The organism is Nostoc sp. DedQUE07 (assembly GCF_034530975.2).
Classification (GTDB): Bacteria; Cyanobacteriota; Cyanobacteriia; order Cyanobacteriales; family Nostocaceae; genus Nostoc.
Genome location: NZ_JAVRCC020000009.1, coordinates 96,229 through 113,167, shown reverse-complemented (window position 1 = coordinate 113,167; position 16,939 = coordinate 96,229). Strand labels below are relative to the sequence as shown.

Annotated in this window: 13 protein-coding genes; 4 read left to right on the top strand and 9 right to left on the bottom strand. The window is 43.7% G+C overall.

All coding sequences use genetic code 11. The annotated features are described in order from the left end of the window. Nucleotides 1-12 precede the first annotated feature (12 nt). From RMZ95_RS10265 to RMZ95_RS10225, 9 genes are all read right to left on the bottom strand, one after another. On the bottom strand, nucleotides 13-1,206 hold the full coding sequence (locus RMZ95_RS10265; RefSeq protein ID WP_322686783.1) for a hypothetical protein: 1,194 nt from the start codon (nucleotides 1,204-1,206) through the stop codon (nucleotides 13-15). Nucleotides 1,207-1,208: 2 nt separating this feature from the next. Continuing rightward, entirely contained in the window at nucleotides 1,209-2,405 is a 1,197-nt protein-coding gene (locus RMZ95_RS10260; protein ID WP_322686784.1) for a hypothetical protein, read from the bottom strand. Nucleotides 2,406-2,410: 5 nt separating this feature from the next. Next, complete coding sequence (locus RMZ95_RS10255; protein ID WP_322686785.1) at nucleotides 2,411-3,679, bottom strand: hypothetical protein; 1,269 nt, start codon at nucleotides 3,677-3,679, stop codon at nucleotides 2,411-2,413. Between the two features lie 16 nt (nucleotides 3,680-3,695). Then, the gene (locus tag RMZ95_RS10250) at nucleotides 3,696-4,391 is read right to left on the bottom strand and encodes a carbohydrate deacetylase (RefSeq protein WP_322686786.1); all 696 of its coding nucleotides are present in this window, start codon (nucleotides 4,389-4,391) and stop codon (nucleotides 3,696-3,698) included. A 56-nt stretch (nucleotides 4,392-4,447) separates the two neighbouring features. Continuing rightward, a complete protein-coding gene (locus tag RMZ95_RS10245; RefSeq protein WP_322686787.1) occupies nucleotides 4,448-6,259 on the bottom strand; it encodes an ABC transporter ATP-binding protein in 1,812 nt (603 codons plus the stop codon). Then, the gene (locus RMZ95_RS10240; RefSeq protein WP_322686788.1) at nucleotides 6,256-8,046 is read right to left on the bottom strand and encodes an ABC transporter ATP-binding protein; all 1,791 of its coding nucleotides are present in this window, start codon (nucleotides 8,044-8,046) and stop codon (nucleotides 6,256-6,258) included. The genes RMZ95_RS10245 and RMZ95_RS10240 overlap by 4 nt, the downstream gene beginning before the upstream one ends. Nucleotides 8,047-8,142: 96 nt before the next feature. After that, nucleotides 8,143-8,709: a hypothetical protein gene (locus RMZ95_RS10235; RefSeq protein WP_322686789.1), complete on the bottom strand. Its 567-nt coding sequence runs from the start codon at nucleotides 8,707-8,709 to the stop codon at nucleotides 8,143-8,145. 24 nt (nucleotides 8,710-8,733) lie between these two features. Then, the gene (locus RMZ95_RS10230) at nucleotides 8,734-10,785 is read right to left on the bottom strand and encodes a glycosyltransferase (RefSeq protein WP_322686790.1); all 2,052 of its coding nucleotides are present in this window, start codon (nucleotides 10,783-10,785) and stop codon (nucleotides 8,734-8,736) included. A gap of 434 nt (nucleotides 10,786-11,219) precedes the next feature. Continuing rightward, nucleotides 11,220-13,559, bottom strand: a complete 2,340-nt coding sequence (locus RMZ95_RS10225) for an NACHT domain-containing NTPase (protein WP_322686791.1) — start codon at nucleotides 13,557-13,559, stop codon at nucleotides 11,220-11,222. Between the two features lie 1,098 nt (nucleotides 13,560-14,657). Here RMZ95_RS10225 and RMZ95_RS10220 point away from each other — a divergent pair. The 4 genes from RMZ95_RS10220 to RMZ95_RS10205 all read left to right on the top strand — a co-directional run bounded on the left by RMZ95_RS10220 (nucleotide 14,658) and on the right by RMZ95_RS10205 (nucleotide 16,926). After that, the gene (locus RMZ95_RS10220; protein WP_322672471.1) at nucleotides 14,658-15,125 is read left to right on the top strand and encodes a DUF4870 domain-containing protein; all 468 of its coding nucleotides are present in this window, start codon (nucleotides 14,658-14,660) and stop codon (nucleotides 15,123-15,125) included. Between the two features lie 169 nt (nucleotides 15,126-15,294). Further along, nucleotides 15,295-16,392, top strand: a complete 1,098-nt coding sequence (locus tag RMZ95_RS10215) for a Gfo/Idh/MocA family oxidoreductase (protein ID WP_322672472.1) — start codon at nucleotides 15,295-15,297, stop codon at nucleotides 16,390-16,392. Nucleotides 16,393-16,399: 7 nt separating this feature from the next. After that, a complete protein-coding gene (locus RMZ95_RS10210) occupies nucleotides 16,400-16,645 on the top strand; it encodes an HNH endonuclease (protein ID WP_322672473.1) in 246 nt (81 codons plus the stop codon). Between the two features lie 35 nt (nucleotides 16,646-16,680). Further along, on the top strand, nucleotides 16,681-16,926 hold the full coding sequence (locus RMZ95_RS10205; RefSeq protein WP_322672474.1) for a hypothetical protein: 246 nt from the start codon (nucleotides 16,681-16,683) through the stop codon (nucleotides 16,924-16,926). Nucleotides 16,927-16,939: the final 13 nt, after the last annotated feature.

Here is a 16,939-nt window from a genome sequence, read left to right as displayed (position 1 = left end):
CTCCAGAGGCAGTCAGACTCGAAATTGAGATAGATGCGTGCTTAAAACTGTTTCCAGTAGTCGAGGTAGCACCACTTTGTAACTAAAGAATTGTTCGGCTAATTCCCTTGCTGCCTGACAGTGAGCTAGATAATTTGTATTGACGCGCTCGATGCAATCTACCGCTTCCTCCAAAGATGAAAACGCCAACACACCTTGCCCCGTCGGCAGCCAATCGCTAAATCCGGTATCTTGTAAGATGGTGGGACGACCAGCAGCGAGATAACAAACACTGCGATCGCTAAACCAACCGCTACGGGTTTTGACATAAGCTTGTTTGGCAACGCTAAATTCTCCACGGGAGCCAGTCAGATAAGTTATGTAGATTGACAGACTAGCGCTAATTTCCTTGCCATCTCGAACTAACCAACCTGCTGCCTTTAAAGATTTCGTAACCTCTGCTATTTCTGCATCCTTGCCAGCAAGAGCGAGTTCGAGTTTCTGCGAACAGTGGCTAGGGAGTTCCAGCAAACGCATGAATTCTCGATCTTTCTGCCCATAATCCTCACCTTTGTAAGTCACACCCCCATAAGCATTCCAATTGGCAATTGTCGTGAATGGTAAATCTGCGCGTTCTGCGCCACTATCTTCGGGAATAAGTATCGAACTTTTCCATATCTCTGGTACAACGGGCGGTACAGTGGGGAGCCATTCAATTCCATCACTCGGTATGCCGCAATCCGGTTGTCCAATATTAACGCCATAACTAAAGTAGGCGTGATACTCGTTGCGACCTTCGGCAGCGAACGTCCCAATCTGGGTAAAGAATGGGTCCATATCGATTAATACTCGATGTTTGCATAAAAGAAATTCAGATAACCAGCAAACTCCACCGATATTTAATAACAGATCCGCCATCCTGAGCATCTGCTTTATTTCTTGCCAATCTGCACCGTAGACATCTCCTGTATCCCGATTTACATAGCAAACTGTTGCATTCACGCCATAACTGTGTATTAGCGTTTGGACTGCGTGAAGTCCAAAGCCTGGGTCATCAGTGTAATTGTGGGCGATGGGGTTATAGCAAGACCCAGCCCAGCCGCTTTCCTCCAGGTATAAGACTTCATGTCCCAAATGATGTAGCCCTAAAACATAATGAAAGTAGGCTAAGAGATTGCCAGCGACTGGATGTCGAATCATATATCCGCAAACAACAATGCGTGCCATGCTTAGAACCCCGCTCGTTCCATGAGACTGCCAATCACTTTCTCTGCGGCAAAGTACTCTGAGGCAATTTCACGAGCTGCCCGACAATTGCCTTGGTAGTCGCTTTCGATCGCATCCACTGCCGCGAGAATATCTTCCATAGTGTTGAATGCAAATAATCCCTTCCCTGTAGGCAAGAACTTGCTAAATCCTGTTTCTTGTGTTATTACAGGACGACCTGCCGCTAAATAGCAGACAGAGCGATCGCTGAACCAGCCAGTGCGAGGACGAACATACTGATCCTTTGTCACAGTGAACTCGCCTAGAGAGGCACAAATATAGTTACGATAGGCGATCGGATCGGATAATGCCCTAGCACAAACAATCCGCCAACCGTGATTAATCATTTCAGCTTCCTCTTGAACATTAATACCTTCAAGAGCAAGCTCAAGCGGTAGCAAAGATTTTGTTGGAAGGTCTATGAAACGCCGGAATTCTCGGTCTTTGCGCCAGTAATACTTCTCTCCCTGCCAAAGGATATCATTGTCCCAATGCTCCCAGTTTGAGATAGTTGTCAGAGCTGAGTCCAAAATTGGTGGACTATCGGTAAACCACCAATCGAGGCAAACTGGCGGTCGCGTCGGATGCCACTGGTATCGATCGACGGGTACAAGACAGTCGGGCGCTTCAAGATTCTCGCCATAGGTGAATAAGTAATTGTAAGCATCAAGTTGCTCAATCTTTTGAGCGTCATTCTCAGCTACTTTAATCTGATCGACCATCGGATCGGTTTGTAAATATATAAGACAGGCTATATCGTCGTGCTCACTACGTAGGGGATGGTATCCACATAGATTGATGACTGCATCCGCTTCCTTGTATAATTTTGCCAATCCCATTAAGTCACGTGCTCCCAGGGTTGCATCTCGCACTCCTGGAGGACGGAAAATCCAACGATCGCCCAAACCGATACTATCCATGTATTGGGCAAGATAGCGCACATTTGCTGAATATTCTGATGTATGCCAGCAGAAGGTAATGGGATCTAATAGTTCGCTATCAGTATCCTCGACGTACCAGACATCGAAACCTAATCGCCGCAAGCCTGCTAGATAGTGGAGCACTTGCCAAGTCATGCCTCCAAATGGGAAGGATGCTAGCATTCCCCAGACGACGACTATTCCCCGATTAGCAGGCGGATAGTCAAAAGAAAGGATCATTGGGTTCACTCCATCGATCGTTGAAATTTAAGAGCATAGTTAAGGATGCCATTCAAAGTTTGTTTAGCTTCAAAATATGTTTCAGCAATTTCCCTTGCTGCTCGACAGTGCTTTTCATAATTGGTATTTATTGTTGCTAAAGCATCAGCTGCTTCACTAAGCGTCGAGAACCGGAACATCCCCTCGCCATCGGGTAGAAAGGAACTCGATCCAGTATGTTGAACAACAACAGGTTTCCCGCTTGCTAAATAGCAGAGGGTGCGATCGCTAATCCAGGCATTTTGAAACTTCATGCATGAAGGTTTAGCGCAACTAAACTCTCCTCGCGACATTTGGATGTAAGATTGATACCTATCTGGACTGCTAGCCATTTTGTAGGCATGACCCACCCGCCAACCATAGCTCTCCAGCACTTCTCGATCCTCTGCGTCTCCTTTATAATCAGTAACATCAGACGGTACGGTATTGTTAGCTTGCCAGCTTTGCTCTTTTCTGCTTTGGTCATCTTCCACGTCTCCCTCACCCAGGCACAGCGCCAGCTCAAGCACTTGGTCGGTTAAGCGCGGTAGTTCCACAAATTGCATGAAGGAAACTCGCTTGTTGTTCTCGTAGCAGATATCCTGCCCGTCCGTAATCCATTCCCCTTTGCCACCATTGCCCCACCAACCGGAGACAGTCGTAAATGCTTCGCTGTTGGGATTGTAAACGTATGGCCACAATTCAAGACATACTGGTGGTCGAATTCGCATCCAAGTCAAACCACAATCCGAAAACTTAGCGCTAGGTGTGCCGACAGTTTCACCAGTACTAAAGTAATAATCGTGTGGGGGTACGACGAGCTGTCCAACTGTTATCCAAAATTGTAATAAACCTGGATCGATATCTATTAAAGCAGTCCGTCGAAAACATGAAAGCAAAGCTGGATGAATACCATAGTAAAAATTTAGTAAAAGGTCTGCTTGCCGAAAGATTGCCTGTGCCTTTGATGACCAAACTCCGACGTATTCATACTCGCTGCCACGATCCGATATCGCCTTCTGGTCTGAATAAAGGATGACCTTTCCACTCAGTCCATAGCGTTCCATACGTTGATAAAACGTAGAAAGCATAAGTTTATCCTGCTCTCGATCGCCGCTGCTGTGGAAGCGCTCTAGCCAATACACCTCACATCCCAACTGGCGCAGCCCCTGCACATATTGCATATAAACCCAGAAATGACCCCCTCCTTCTGGAAAGGTCACGACGTTTGATGGGGAGATGACAACGACAGACATAATACTTCCCTCCCAACTAAGCTGATAGGTTTGCTAGAAAATTGGCGAGTTCTCGAAAGCCTATAAGTTGGATCTGGAGTTCTGTGAGCTTGCTTCTGATGATTGGGCTGCAAAGCGTTTGTAATTCCGTTTCTCGCTCGATCGCATAGGTTGATGAAAACTCTGGATCGACGTAACCTGGATGGCAGCTCAATTCAGTAAACCCTTCCTGAACTTCGGTTTCTAGCATTTGGACTAAATTTTCCACACTAATCTGCTCCAGGTGCGTCTCTCCATCCCATTGCCCATAAAAGCTGGGGAAATAACGAACCGGAGAGTGTTCTCTTAGTGGCAATCGATATTGCTGCGCCAAATTAAGGAAGTGGGGCAGTAATTGAGGAGAGCGATGGATGTTATGATGCGAGTCAAGATGAGTCGGTAGACGCCCTGTTAGCTCTTGAAAGCGTTCCAATTGGCGATTTAGTTCGGCACGGCATCGATCCAAAGTCGTGAGATCGAGTGCTAATTCTCCATCCTCGGTTGTGATATTTATATGCAAACCAACGCTCAGTTCGGGTAGTTTACGGCTTAAGATAGCTGCTTCCTCACTCGCTGGCATATTCACCATTAAGCTCGTGCTAGTTAGGACTCCCTTACAGTGGGCTTCAACAATGCCACTGTTAATTCCTTGACTAGCACCAAAATCATCTCCATTAACAATGCAATACTTCATGGATCAAACTCTTTAAACAGAAATCTTGCTAGTTTTCTAACCACCTGTTTGCGAATTCACGATCGCAGATCGCATGGTTGAGTTGAGCCGAAGTGTAATTTATACAGCTTCTTGTAATAACCATTTACCGCTAGCAACTCCTCGTGAGTTCCCATCTCTACTACTTTCCCCCGCTCCAAAACTACGATTCGGTCAGCTCGTTGAATTGTTGAGAGGCGATGGGCAATGATAAACGTAGTCCGTCCTGCCATCAGTCGCTCTAATGCCTCCAGCAGCAGAAACTCCGTTTGAGCATCTAGGGCAGAGGTGGGTTCATCCAGAATTAGCACTGGAGCATCCTTGAGCAGGGCGCGGGCGATCGCTAACCGTTGTTTCTCGCCTCCTGAAAGTGTCGCTCCGCGTTCACCAATTACCGTGTCATAACCTTGAGGTAATCGTTGAATAAAGCTGTCAGCATTGGCAACTTGAGCGGCTTTGACGATCGCTTCCCGGCTAGCATTAAAGCAGCCATAGGCAATGTTCTCAGCAATAGTTATCGGCAGTAAAAACGGCTCTTGCAGTACCAGGGCAATCTGCTCGCGCAAGTTTTTGACTGGCACGCTTTGGACATCCACCCCATCAAAGAGGACTCGTCCCTGCCAAGGATCAAAAAACCGGAGAATCAGGGAGACTAGGGTAGTTTTGCCAGCACCCGTTGCGCCTACGAGTGCGATCGTTTCTCCCGGTCGCGCTTCTAGGGTAATTTCTTGAAGGACGGGATAGTTCGGTTCGTAACCAAAGGTGACTTTCTCTAAACATACGTGTCCGCTTCCTCCGACTGGACGAACTGGCAATGGTCTAACATTAGGAGCATCCTGCACCCCATCTTGAGCATCTAAAACCTCTAGCACTCTCCTAGCGCTAGCAGCTGCCGCCGCAAAACTCGACGACATATAAGCTAGAGTTGCCATCGGCACGTACAAGGAGGCGAGATAAGAGAGGAAGACCAGTAAAGAACCAATTGAGAGCGATCCATCCAAAACCTGGAAGCCACCATAAGCCATGATTGCTGCTGTTCCAACTGCGGTTACGCCACCCACCCCAACTTTGAATTGCATTTGGGCAAGGATAGAGCGTACATAAGCTTGCAGGGCTTTTTGAGACAGGTAGCGAAAGCGCTGATCTTCGTATGCTTCACGTCCGAATGCTTGAATAATCGGTATTGCTGTCAAGGTTTGCTCGCTGAGTGCGACGATCTCACCTTCAAACTGTTGATACTGATAGGTTCGTTCAGTCATGGGCTGGTTAAAGACCCAAATTAGTAAGACTATTAAAGGAGCGATCGTCAGCGAGAGCAGTGAAAGCAGTTGATTAATCTGCCACATCACGCCGAACATTGCGACCAAATTCACCAGAGAAGTAAGCACGGGCAGAAAAACCCCCATTGCCAGATTCTGAATACAGATGCTGTCAGTCATTACCCGCCTGACCAGATCGCCAGCACGTTGTTGGTTGTGGAATCTCAAAGAAAGATGCTGTAAGCGATCGAATAGTGCTGCTCCCAAGTCATAAACCATCTGGCTGCCAACACCAGCTCCAACATATTCCTGTATCAGCCGAACTCCCTCACTGGATAAAAATAAAACGATTGTGGCAGCTGCTAACCAACCGAGCAACTGCATATCGGATTCACTACCAGGCAAGGTTTTGAGCCAAACAACGTTATTTGGTAGCGATTGATTGTTCAAGACGCAATCAACGATCAACTTCAAAGGCCAGGGTTTGAGTACATTTAGCCCGACATTAATCAGCATTAGCAGCATGACAAAGGTGAGTTTGCGCCAACGAACCAGGGCGTAACGCGCCAGTCGCAGCCACCACAGTTTCATAGAACGGCCTCCTGCGGCGGTTTGGAAAACTGCAAGGAGTGCAAACGCTGGTAGAAACCACCGATAGCCAGCAACTCTTGATGCGTTCCCATTTCCACAACCTTTCCCTGCTCCAGAACTACAATCCGATCTGCTCGTTGAATCGTGGAAAGTCGATGGGCAATGATAAATGTAGTCCGGCCTTCGATCAGGCGATCTAAAGCTTCTAGGAGTAAATTCTCAGTCTGGGCATCCAGGGCAGAAGTGGGTTCATCGAGAATCAGTACTGGCGCATCCTTGAGCAGGGCGCGGGCGATCGCTATTCGCTGTCTCTGTCCCCCAGAGAGGAGCGCTCCTCTTTCACCGATCGGGGTATCATACCCTTGGGGCAACTGTTGGATGAAGTCGTCTGCCTTAGCCGCTTTGGCTGCTGCGACAATCTTCTCTAGGCTTGCTTCTGGACATCCGTAGGCAATGTTCTGTGCCACCGAGAGCGGCAGTAAAAACGGCTCTTGCAGCACCAGGGCAATTCGCTCGCGCAAGCTTTTGAGTTGCACATCTCGGACATCCACCCCATCAAAGAGGACTCGTCCCTGCCAGGGGTCAAAAAAGCGGGGAATCAGAGAAACCAGCGTACTCTTACCAGCACCTGTCGCGCCTACCAGTGCGATCGTTTCTCCCGATCGCGCTTCTAGGGTAATTTCTTTGAGGACGGGATAGTTCGGTTCGTAACCGAAGCTAACTTTCTCTAAACATACGTGTCCGCGTCCTTCTGTTGGACGAGCTGGCAATGGTCTAGCACCAGGGGCATCCTGCACTCCATCTTCAGCATCCAAAACCTCTAACACTCTATCTATATTGGCATCTACAGACTTCAGGCTGCCGTAGATGCCAAATAGACCCTTAAATGCTCCTTGTATAGATTGTAGGTATGCTAAAAAGACAAGCAAGCTACCGATACTCATAGCCCCCAATAACACCTGCTGTCCGCCCACATACAGAACGATCGCAGTACCAATCGTTGTCACAGTACCATTGGCCACACCGTAAACACTCTTGAGCAGAGTTTCGCGTTGTGAGAGAACAACTGCGTCTGCCGCTAAATGCTCAAACTGCTGGGTATTGTAACTCTCTCTACCAAATGCCTGAATCATCGGGATTGCTGTTACCGTTTGGTGGACAAAACTGGTGAGGCGGGACTGGGCTTCCCGGTTAAGTTTTGTCCGGCGCTTGAGTCGGGAACCAAAAACAAGGGCTGAACAGCCCATTATTGGGGCTACGAAAAGCGAAAGCAGCGTTAGTAAAGGACTTAGATTCCAGGCGACGAGGCTAATAGTTGCTAGCGTCAGCAGGTATTGCACAGGTGAAATCAGCAAAGCACCGCTTAAGGTATAAACGCAATAGGTATCTCCGGCTAGACGGCTGAGGGAATCACCCACAGTCCGTTGGCTATGGAACAGCAGTGAAAGGCGTTGCAAACGATAGAACAGTCTTTGGGCAAGTTCGTAGACCATACCTTGCCCAGCAGCGCTCCAGGCCCAGCTAAGGCTAGTTTCCAAGGTAGCGTTTAAAGCATAAAGTCCAAGGCTACAAACAGCGGCGACAACAACCAGCAACGCTGGTGTGAGCACCAAGTTAAAAGTCTCCAGGAATGAGCGAACCGGCGGGGGGATGACTGCCTGGCCGAAAGCATAATCCACCAAGATTTTCATTGGCCAAGGTTGAAGTGTGGCGGTGGCACAAGTGCCAGCCGTGAGACCGAGGATTGCGATTAAGGTACGCCACTGGCGCAGCGGATATCGGAGCATCTGCCCGTATCGATGCATTATTAATTCGATCTCTTGCCTCACTTGCAGATTTACCTCTCGTCTGGTCATTTGCTTACTGGAGTACCAAGACGTTTGTCATGGCTGTAATATTACACTTTCTGCGACAGACTGGTTGTTGGTGGTTTGTATTGGCAGCAAGTAAACTCTTTTGGCAACAATCTCCAGTACTTGGTAAAGAATACGTCCCAACTGGAAGTTCTGATATAGGATGACAGTGGTGTTTAATATACTTAGTACAATTGTAAGTTTTGCTACTTCTGGTATTTCCAGAACGATCGCCACAATTGCCAAGAGACAATAGCCAACCATTGCCATCATGGCTAACTGTGACATTCTCAAGGCACACCGCACCCGCAAAACTCTGTTGTTACCTCCATGATTTTCAGTACATACTTTCAGCTGAACTTTTGACCAAATTCCCTGGTAAATCTCTAAATCCCAGTTGCTCCAGCCTCGATCCATGACAATGAAATATTTGTGAGCTAAGAGTAAATCCATTACTTTTTGCAGCAGATTCTCCTTCTCGATTCCTCCTTCTGTCCAATAGGACAACTCATAGGCGCGATCGCGCCAGGAAATATTTACTTTGTGCGCTGGCGAATCAAATTGAATTAAATCTGCTTGAGTTAGTGTTTGAGTCATTTTTTTTAATGCTTCTATTTTTATTTACAGTTCATCAAACTTTATCGGCTCGGCTTTCTTAAGTTCCTCGATCCGCCATTTATAGCGTTCTATACTACGTACAAGCGGCCCCAGGTAAATCAGTAGTGCCACCAGCAACCGTGCCCTTCTTTTGAGAAAGCGAGAGTCAATCCGCGCTTGTATAGCACCAGCTACACACCAGCTAAAAGAGATAAGGAACATTGCTGCACCCAACCAGGGGCGATCGCCAGATAAAAGCGCAGACACCAAGAGGATAAAAGCTGCGACATTCCACTCCAGTGTCAGTGGCAGGTAAGAAATCAGAGACGAGGAAGGCTCGTACAAGGTTTGAAACAGACCGCGACCAAACACCCCAGAGTAGATAATTGGTTGACCAATACGAAGAAATGCCGATAAATCTCCATAGATTCTCCCCAACCAAGAAGGCTGTCCCAGAAGGTTAAAGCGATAGGGATGCTGAAAATAAACGAGCGCTTCTGCCTTGCCATAACCTTGCTGCTGTTTGAGATAGGCTGCTACTGTATTTCGGCGAAAATGCCATACGATTGCCGTTGGGCTAAAACCAATGGTGTAACCTCGATCTTGCAGTCGCCAGCAGATATCGACATCATCCCCAGCAGTACGAAATATCGGGTTGAAGCCGTTAATTTCTTGTAGAACCTCCCGACGAAAAGCCATGTTACAGCCAGCAATATGTTCGGCTACTTCATCACTCAAAAGTATGTGGGTAGGTACGCCAGGTGAGACAGCAACGCAGGCGGGAACAAGAGAGTCTTCCGGGGGAGATAAGTTTGGCCCGCCTACGGCAGCTACACCAGAGGAGAGATTGGCGACCAGATAGGTGAGCCAGTCTGGATCTGCCATACAATCAGAATCGGTATAGGCGACAATCTCGCCAGTTGCGGCGGTCATACCAACGTTGCGGGCGACGCTTAATCCTTTATTTTCTTGGCTAATTAGCCGTACAAAGTCGTAACGCTGAGTAATTTCTAAAGTGCGATCGCTCGATCCATCATTAACTACAATGACTTCATAGTTGGGATAGTTGAGTTCTTTGAGAGAAGCTAGACAACTATCCATCGTGCGTTCAGCATTGTAAGCGCAGACAATCACTGAGACTTTAGGATACTCAGGTAGCGCTGGCGGTAGAGGCGCTGTGTAATACTGCTGAACTGTCTCGAAGGCGGGCTTTTTGAGCCGTTCGGCGTCAACTAGACCAAAAGCCCAGTCCTGTATGGCATATCCGCCGGTAAACCATTCATCCGTCCAAGAAAATATTATTGTCCCGGCTGCTCCCATCTCAAAACTAGAGGACAGCTTTTGAGAGAGAATTTCGGCTTGGGCTTGGGTTCCTTCACGCATTGAGTCAACGCCAAACTCACTCAGCACTAGAGGTTTATCCTCGGCTAGGTTATGGAGTCGTGAGAGGTAGCGGCGAAAATCTGTTTCCCGATGCAGGTAAACGTTAAAGCATGAGAAATCAGTAAAGTCAATATTTAAATACTCTGTAGAGGGGTAATTGGCATAGCTCACCAAACCTTCGGAATCGCAGTCTTTTGCTACCACCATTAACTCTTTAATAAAAGCTCGAACTGGTTTTGCTCCATGCCATCGGACAATATCTGGAGGAATTTCATTGCCCACCAAATAGGCAAAGGTAGCGGGATGATTCCGGCAAACTTTAACTCCTTGAACAATGCAGTTACGGATTTCTGCTTTTACAGCAGAAGAGTTAAGGAAGGCAATATGCTGAGACCAAGGTATACCAATTAACAGTCTCAGACCAGAGATTGCAGCTAGATCCAACAGCCAATCAGGTGGAACAGTATAGGTACGCACACAGTTAGCCCCCATTTCTGCCATCATGGCGAAATCTTTTTCCACAACTGATTTTTCTGGAAAAGATTCACCGTGGCTACCAATGGAGAAAGGGCCGTAACTAACTCCTTTAAGAAAAAACTTTTTATCCTTAATAAAGAAAAACTTACCTTTTGCTGTGACTACCTCGCCTTGTGCAAGTGGTTCAGCACAGAAGCCAGAAGGTGTTGAAGTCAAGTTTCGCAAATTACCCCCGACAATTCCCTGCAAATTTATTTCCTTGTTACTGAAACGCTACGTCAATTGGCTCAAAAAAAGAAACACACATATACTTTATTCAATGCATTGGCAGCATATTTTGCGTTAGTACCACCACAATCGCTATTAATTAACAACATTGCAATATTTAATACTGTGTCAGAAGTACGTTTGCGATCGCGTTTACGAAAATGTATGAATTAACGTATACTTTTAGTCCAGTTTTGTATCCAGTTAGTCGATCAAACTAGCAACGTTAGTTACTGAGTCAGTTCAAAAATGTGTAGTTGAATACATAGATTCAGCGTTCAATTTCAGCCAATGAACGAAATTTTGCTAAAAATTTTATACTACACATACTGACTCGGAAAAGAGTAGTTTAAAACTTCTTACTACTATCCTTCATAAAGCTGCTAGCTGCCGTATTTCATCAATATTTTAGGGGTGGGTAACAATAACGTTGCTAAAAGACTCTCTGGTACGGTGGGAGTTACTTTACAAGCACTATTAAGGCAATCTACTAATAACTGACTGGCAGTGTAGTACTGCTTGAGTATTTCTTTGTGCTCCTCGCTGAACTGCCATTGATGACCAATGTTGCGACACTGAACTATCGTCAACCTCAAATTATTAGCCCAAGTTTGACCGTTAGCATTCCACCATTCTTTTAACTTTTCTCTGCCTTGAACTGGGGTTGGTAATTGTTCTTTGAGTTTTTGCAAAGAATGCTGTAACTCAGGGTGACAGACAAGAATTCGGTCATCAGAAAGAGCAAAGTTTAAAGCCAAAACTCGATCTAAAGTTGGCTCGTTAGAGAGGGCAACGCTTAAGTGAAGGGCACACTGAAGAGTTATATCTAGAGCTAAATCAGGGGTAAGATTGCTAGTAAGTCTGAGATCGATGCCAAGGGAAAAAGCCAAGTCATTAGTCAAGCTCAGATCGTCGAGAAGTTCTAGGGTTAGATAAAAGGCACGAATAGCTACTCTTTTATGACTAGACTGAACTGAAAGAGACTTATGGTTAAGCCAGTTGAAGAAATTTTCTAATTGCCGATCGAAGGCGACAAGCCGATCGATATGTTGCTTCATTAATTGCAACACACAAGTGGGATTATCCAACATCCCAACGGTTAGTAAAAAAATTTTCCGCCAACGTGGTTCAGTTAAATGACTAACCAGATCGATTAATTTTTTTTCTAATATTTGGGGGTTAGCCCTAGTAACAATATTTTTAGCTGTTAAATACTCCTGAAAAGCTATATGCGAAAACGAGTAAATTCCCTGCGCCTGCTCTATTAGTAATCCATGTGTCTCAAGCAATTTTAGCACTGCTTCACTGTTGAGTTGCAGCATACCAGGCTCAGTTTGGGCTATGGGTAAGTTACAGAGGTAGTCCGTAATGTATTGCTCGACAATACTTTGTGTGAAAAAGTAATGACCTTGTTTAAACGTACTAGCAGCAATTTGACTCAGCAGTTCAATCTTCTGAGCTAAAGACAAATGAAGATAAATTTCATCTCGTTTAATGTTCCTCACTTTATCCCAGCGATTGAGCAAAATGTCCAATCCTTGTCTGTAAAATTCGACCCTTCTAATTGGAAAGTCCGAGCCAGCTTGAAACACACAACAAGCCAAATTAAGCAAAAGTGGTCTGACAGCTAGTTCTCGAATTTGTTGATTCTCTAATAACTGTAATTTTTGCACGAACTGACAAGCTAAGGCTTTTCCTTTTTCGATGGAATTTTTGCTAACGTTGACAAACCAATTTTGCACAAAAGCCTCAATTTGAGAACAATCAAAATCAGCAATTTCAACATCGCTAAATTCTTCAAACTGATACTGTTGATAACCGATACGACATGTTAGAATTAATTTATTTTGGTAATAGGTTGCAGCAAAACTGCGAATTTTAGTGATGATTTTGGCGTTATCATCTTCTGGAATCTCATCTAAGCCATCCAGTAGAATTAATATTTTGCCACTAACTAGTAATGTTTGAATTTCTTGGTCTGAAGCACCGCAGTTGGCAAGCTCTTGACTAATATAGTTCAATAAACTGTAATTTCCGGATTCTCTAGCATCCTCGGCAAAGTTTTTCAAGCGAATAAAAATTGGTATCCGGTCTGATAGTAATTTGCCTTGATTGCATTGCATGGCAATATACTGTAAAAACGTAGTTTTACCAGACCCTGGTTTACCTAGTACCATGAGTTTGGGATAGGTGATAACTGCTTGAATTGCAGAAACTCGTTCTTGATAAAGTTGATTAAAAGCAAAACAGTCGAACTCTTCGGGAATGAAGCTTTGTAGGTCGAGGATATCTACCCATCTTCGACTTGTAATATTATTCAGAATATTGGTGCTGACATAAATTTCTTCTAGTTGAATTGGTCGATCGATATCTAACAATCTGGTAGTGCCACATTGGCATTTAATCTTATCACTTAGACGCGATCGCAACATTTGCACTAAGCTTTCGGTATCTTGGCAGTTTTCCCATTCTTGGTTGTTTTCTGTCAGTAGCTTCTGATTGGGTAGTTCAGCAATATCTTGCCAATCTAAACCGAGTCGAAAGCATATTTCCATAAAGTTCTGACGCTCAATCGGCTTGCCTGTAAAAAATTTCCAGATTGGTTGCCGAGTCTCAAGTCCTATCTCGCTAGCTAAATATTCTTGCGTCCATTCTCTAATTTTAAAAGCCTTTTTTGCTTTCTCAATACCTACAATAGATGCTTTCAACGAACGTCGTGCCATAAACCAGTTTTTTAATCTCCAGTTATTAACTTAAGGAAATATTTAATTAATTAATTATTGATTCATAATTATGTCACTTTCATGTTTAAGTTTTATCAATTTTTTTTGATATATTTAAATAAAAAATTGTAACCAACGTAATCGATGTAGTTGCACTGATATTTATTAATACGATCGGTTTAATTACTGGCTTTTAAAACTAACTAATTTATTTCGGGGCTTTCTTCCCTCTTATGGCTTATATTTTACCTTTCTTTTGAAAAAAATGTTTTTTATGATTCGTGATTTTAAATACGAATTAAAACAATTTAATTGAAAGTAGGAAAAGTAGGAAAGGTAGGAAAAGTAGGATAGATATACAAATTCAAGCAAACTCATCTGATATAACTTATACGTTAAGTCATACATCCTCCTGAACGCGATCGCAAACAGATTTATTGGATTCATCCTTTATTTAGAAAAACCTTGCTATTAGGTATCCCAAAAGATAGTTGCTATTTTCGCCAGTACTGAATGTAAACTTTCAGACTATTTTCAGATTGCGATCGCGTTGATGAAATTCTCAAAGGTTTTACGTCAAAAAGCTACGCCAAGGCCATCTTTAGCAGTGCAATCTGCGAAACTTTATGCCAAAAGAGGGAAGCAAAAAGCCCAAAAACCTCTCTTATCTGCATCTCTGCGATCTCAATGATAAGTTTTTAAGCGGACACGGTATCAACTAGCTACGCCTACGCAGGTATACTTAAAAGTTGTGAATTATACCACAATCTGAACCAAACAGTTGTGTTTGCTACTTCGAGTTGCTTAACCTAACTATGATAGAAGTTGCACTATAGGACTCATATTTGATTTCTGAAAAAACTCACTCAGTACACCTTTATTCCTATCTTCCCAGTCCCCAGTCCCTAGTCCCCGATCCTTACGAGTAATCAGGAATCAAATAGGATTGCTATATTACCAGGAGAAAACATAACCTGGCAAATAAAACCTCTTTTCGTCAATTATCACCGAGAAATACTCAGATTTTAACTTTGGTGGCTTTTTTATAGATAATTATAGTGGGGAATTATCAGCTAAATCCACTACCAATAAAAAGCCATGAAAGAAAAACCTAAACAACAAATCCGTATATGGGCGATGTTGTGTCATCTCTCGGCTTTGCTAGGGTGGATATTATTGGGTTTTTTGGTATTTATTGGCATTCCTTTATATATACCTTTAAATATTTTGCCTCCATTCATAATTTGGCACTTTAAAAAATCTCAATATCCTTGGATTGATTTACAAGGTAAGGAATCCTTAAATTTTCAAATTTCTTTAACTTTTTATACTTTTATTGCGATTGCAATATCCTTAATTTTAGTAGTAACTAGCTTGAGTCTAGCAGTGACTACTAATGGTTCAATTAATCAAATAAAAAATACTTTAGATAATTTATTAATTATACTTATGTCATTAATTTTATTCAAACTGTTACTACAATCCTTTGTAGTGACTTTTGCTGCTGTTAAAGCTTACAATGGCGAGCATTATCGTTACCCCTTTACAATTAGAGTTTTACGATAAGCCTATCTGATAGTATACTAGATTCAAAAGAGCGATCGCTAGATGTTATCAACTCAATAGCAACCGCAAAGCAGGAGGAAAATATTGCTGATAAACTTTGATACAACTACATATTAGATGTGAATTATAAGTAAATAATAAGTTGCATAAATATGAGGATAAAAATTAGATGATTGGAGTTGCGATCGCAGGCACTGGATTTGGTCAAAAAGTCCATATACCCGGATTCCAAGCACATTCTCAGACTGAGGTAGTTGCTGTTTATCACCGCGATATAAATAAAGCTAAAGCCATAGCAGAATCCCATAATATTCGTCACGCTTCCGACTCACTTGCAGATATTGTGGCATTACCAGAAGTGCAAGCCGTCAGCATTTCGACACCGCCTTTTTTGCATTATGAAATGGCAAAAACTGTACTGCAAGCTGGCAAACATTTATTACTAGAAAAACCAACAGCTTTAAATGCATTTGAAGCGAAAGAACTTTATCAGTTAGCTAAAGCAAAAAGTGTCATTGCAACTGTAGACTTTGAATTTCGCTTTGTACCAGCATGGCAATTGTTTGCAGAATTATTGTCAGAAAAATATGTAGGTGAGTTACGCCTGATTAAAATTGATTGGTTAGGTTCTTCTCGTGCTGATGTTTCACGCCCTTGGAATTGGTATTCTGAGAAAGAGAAAGGAGGCGGTGCATTGGGATCTTTAGGTTCTCACGCCTTCGATTATATTCACTGGTTATTCGGGCCAGTGCGTAGATTAAACGCTCATTTAACTACTGCTATTCCTACACGAGTTGACCCGATTAGCGGGGAATCTAAAGCAGTGAATACAGATGACAATTGTATATTAACGCTGGAATTAGCCAATGGTACACCTTGCCAACTTTCTATCAGTGCGGTTGTTCATGCAGCAAGAACGCATTGGGTAGAAGTATATGGCGATCGCGGTACATTAATTGTAGGCAGTGAAAATCAAAAAGATTATATACATGGTTTTCGTGTTTGGGGTTCCCAGCCAGGTAAATCTCTAACAGAAATAGAAATACCGAATCGGTTAATTTTTCCCAAAAATTATGCTGATGGCCGGATTTCAGCATTTATCCGCGTAGTAGACCAATGGGTGCAAGGAATTGACCGCAATCAGGAAATTACACCATCACTACGCGAAGGAATTTATTCTCAGCTGTTGATGGATTTATCTCATGAATCGCATCAAAAAGCAAGTTGGGTAGACGTACCTAGCTTGGAAAGATTTCTGAGTAACTAGAAAACAAATGAGCAAAACTCCCCGGATTCGTATCCCACCGGAAGTAAAAAAATACGTTTTACAACGCGACCAATACCAGTGTCAAAGCTGCGGTAAAACTACTATAGAAACTCACCTCAGCATCGACCATATCATTCCCCTCGTCCGTGGAGGTCAAAATGATATCAGCAATTTACAAACCCTCTGTCTTACCTGCAATCAGCAGAAAACAGATAATATTGACCCCCGCTTCCGGCGATATTTTCAGCTTTAGGCTACAATAGTACGGGCTATTCGTTTCTTATTTCTATGCCTGAAAATCACAATAGCAATTCTCGAAGATTCCCCAATATTAAAACTACAATTCTTTACCTCTTCACCTTCATGACTGTTTTAGTAATAGCCTTTCCCTGGCTATATGAGGTTAAAACTAAAGCTGGGATCAATATATCACGTAGCCGCCACGCAGGAACCTTTTTTGAGAAACATACCTTCGGACTTTTTAGGTGTGAGTGGCTTTATCCCTACCATTGCGATCGCTCTCACGTTAGGTAAAGCAAATTAAAAA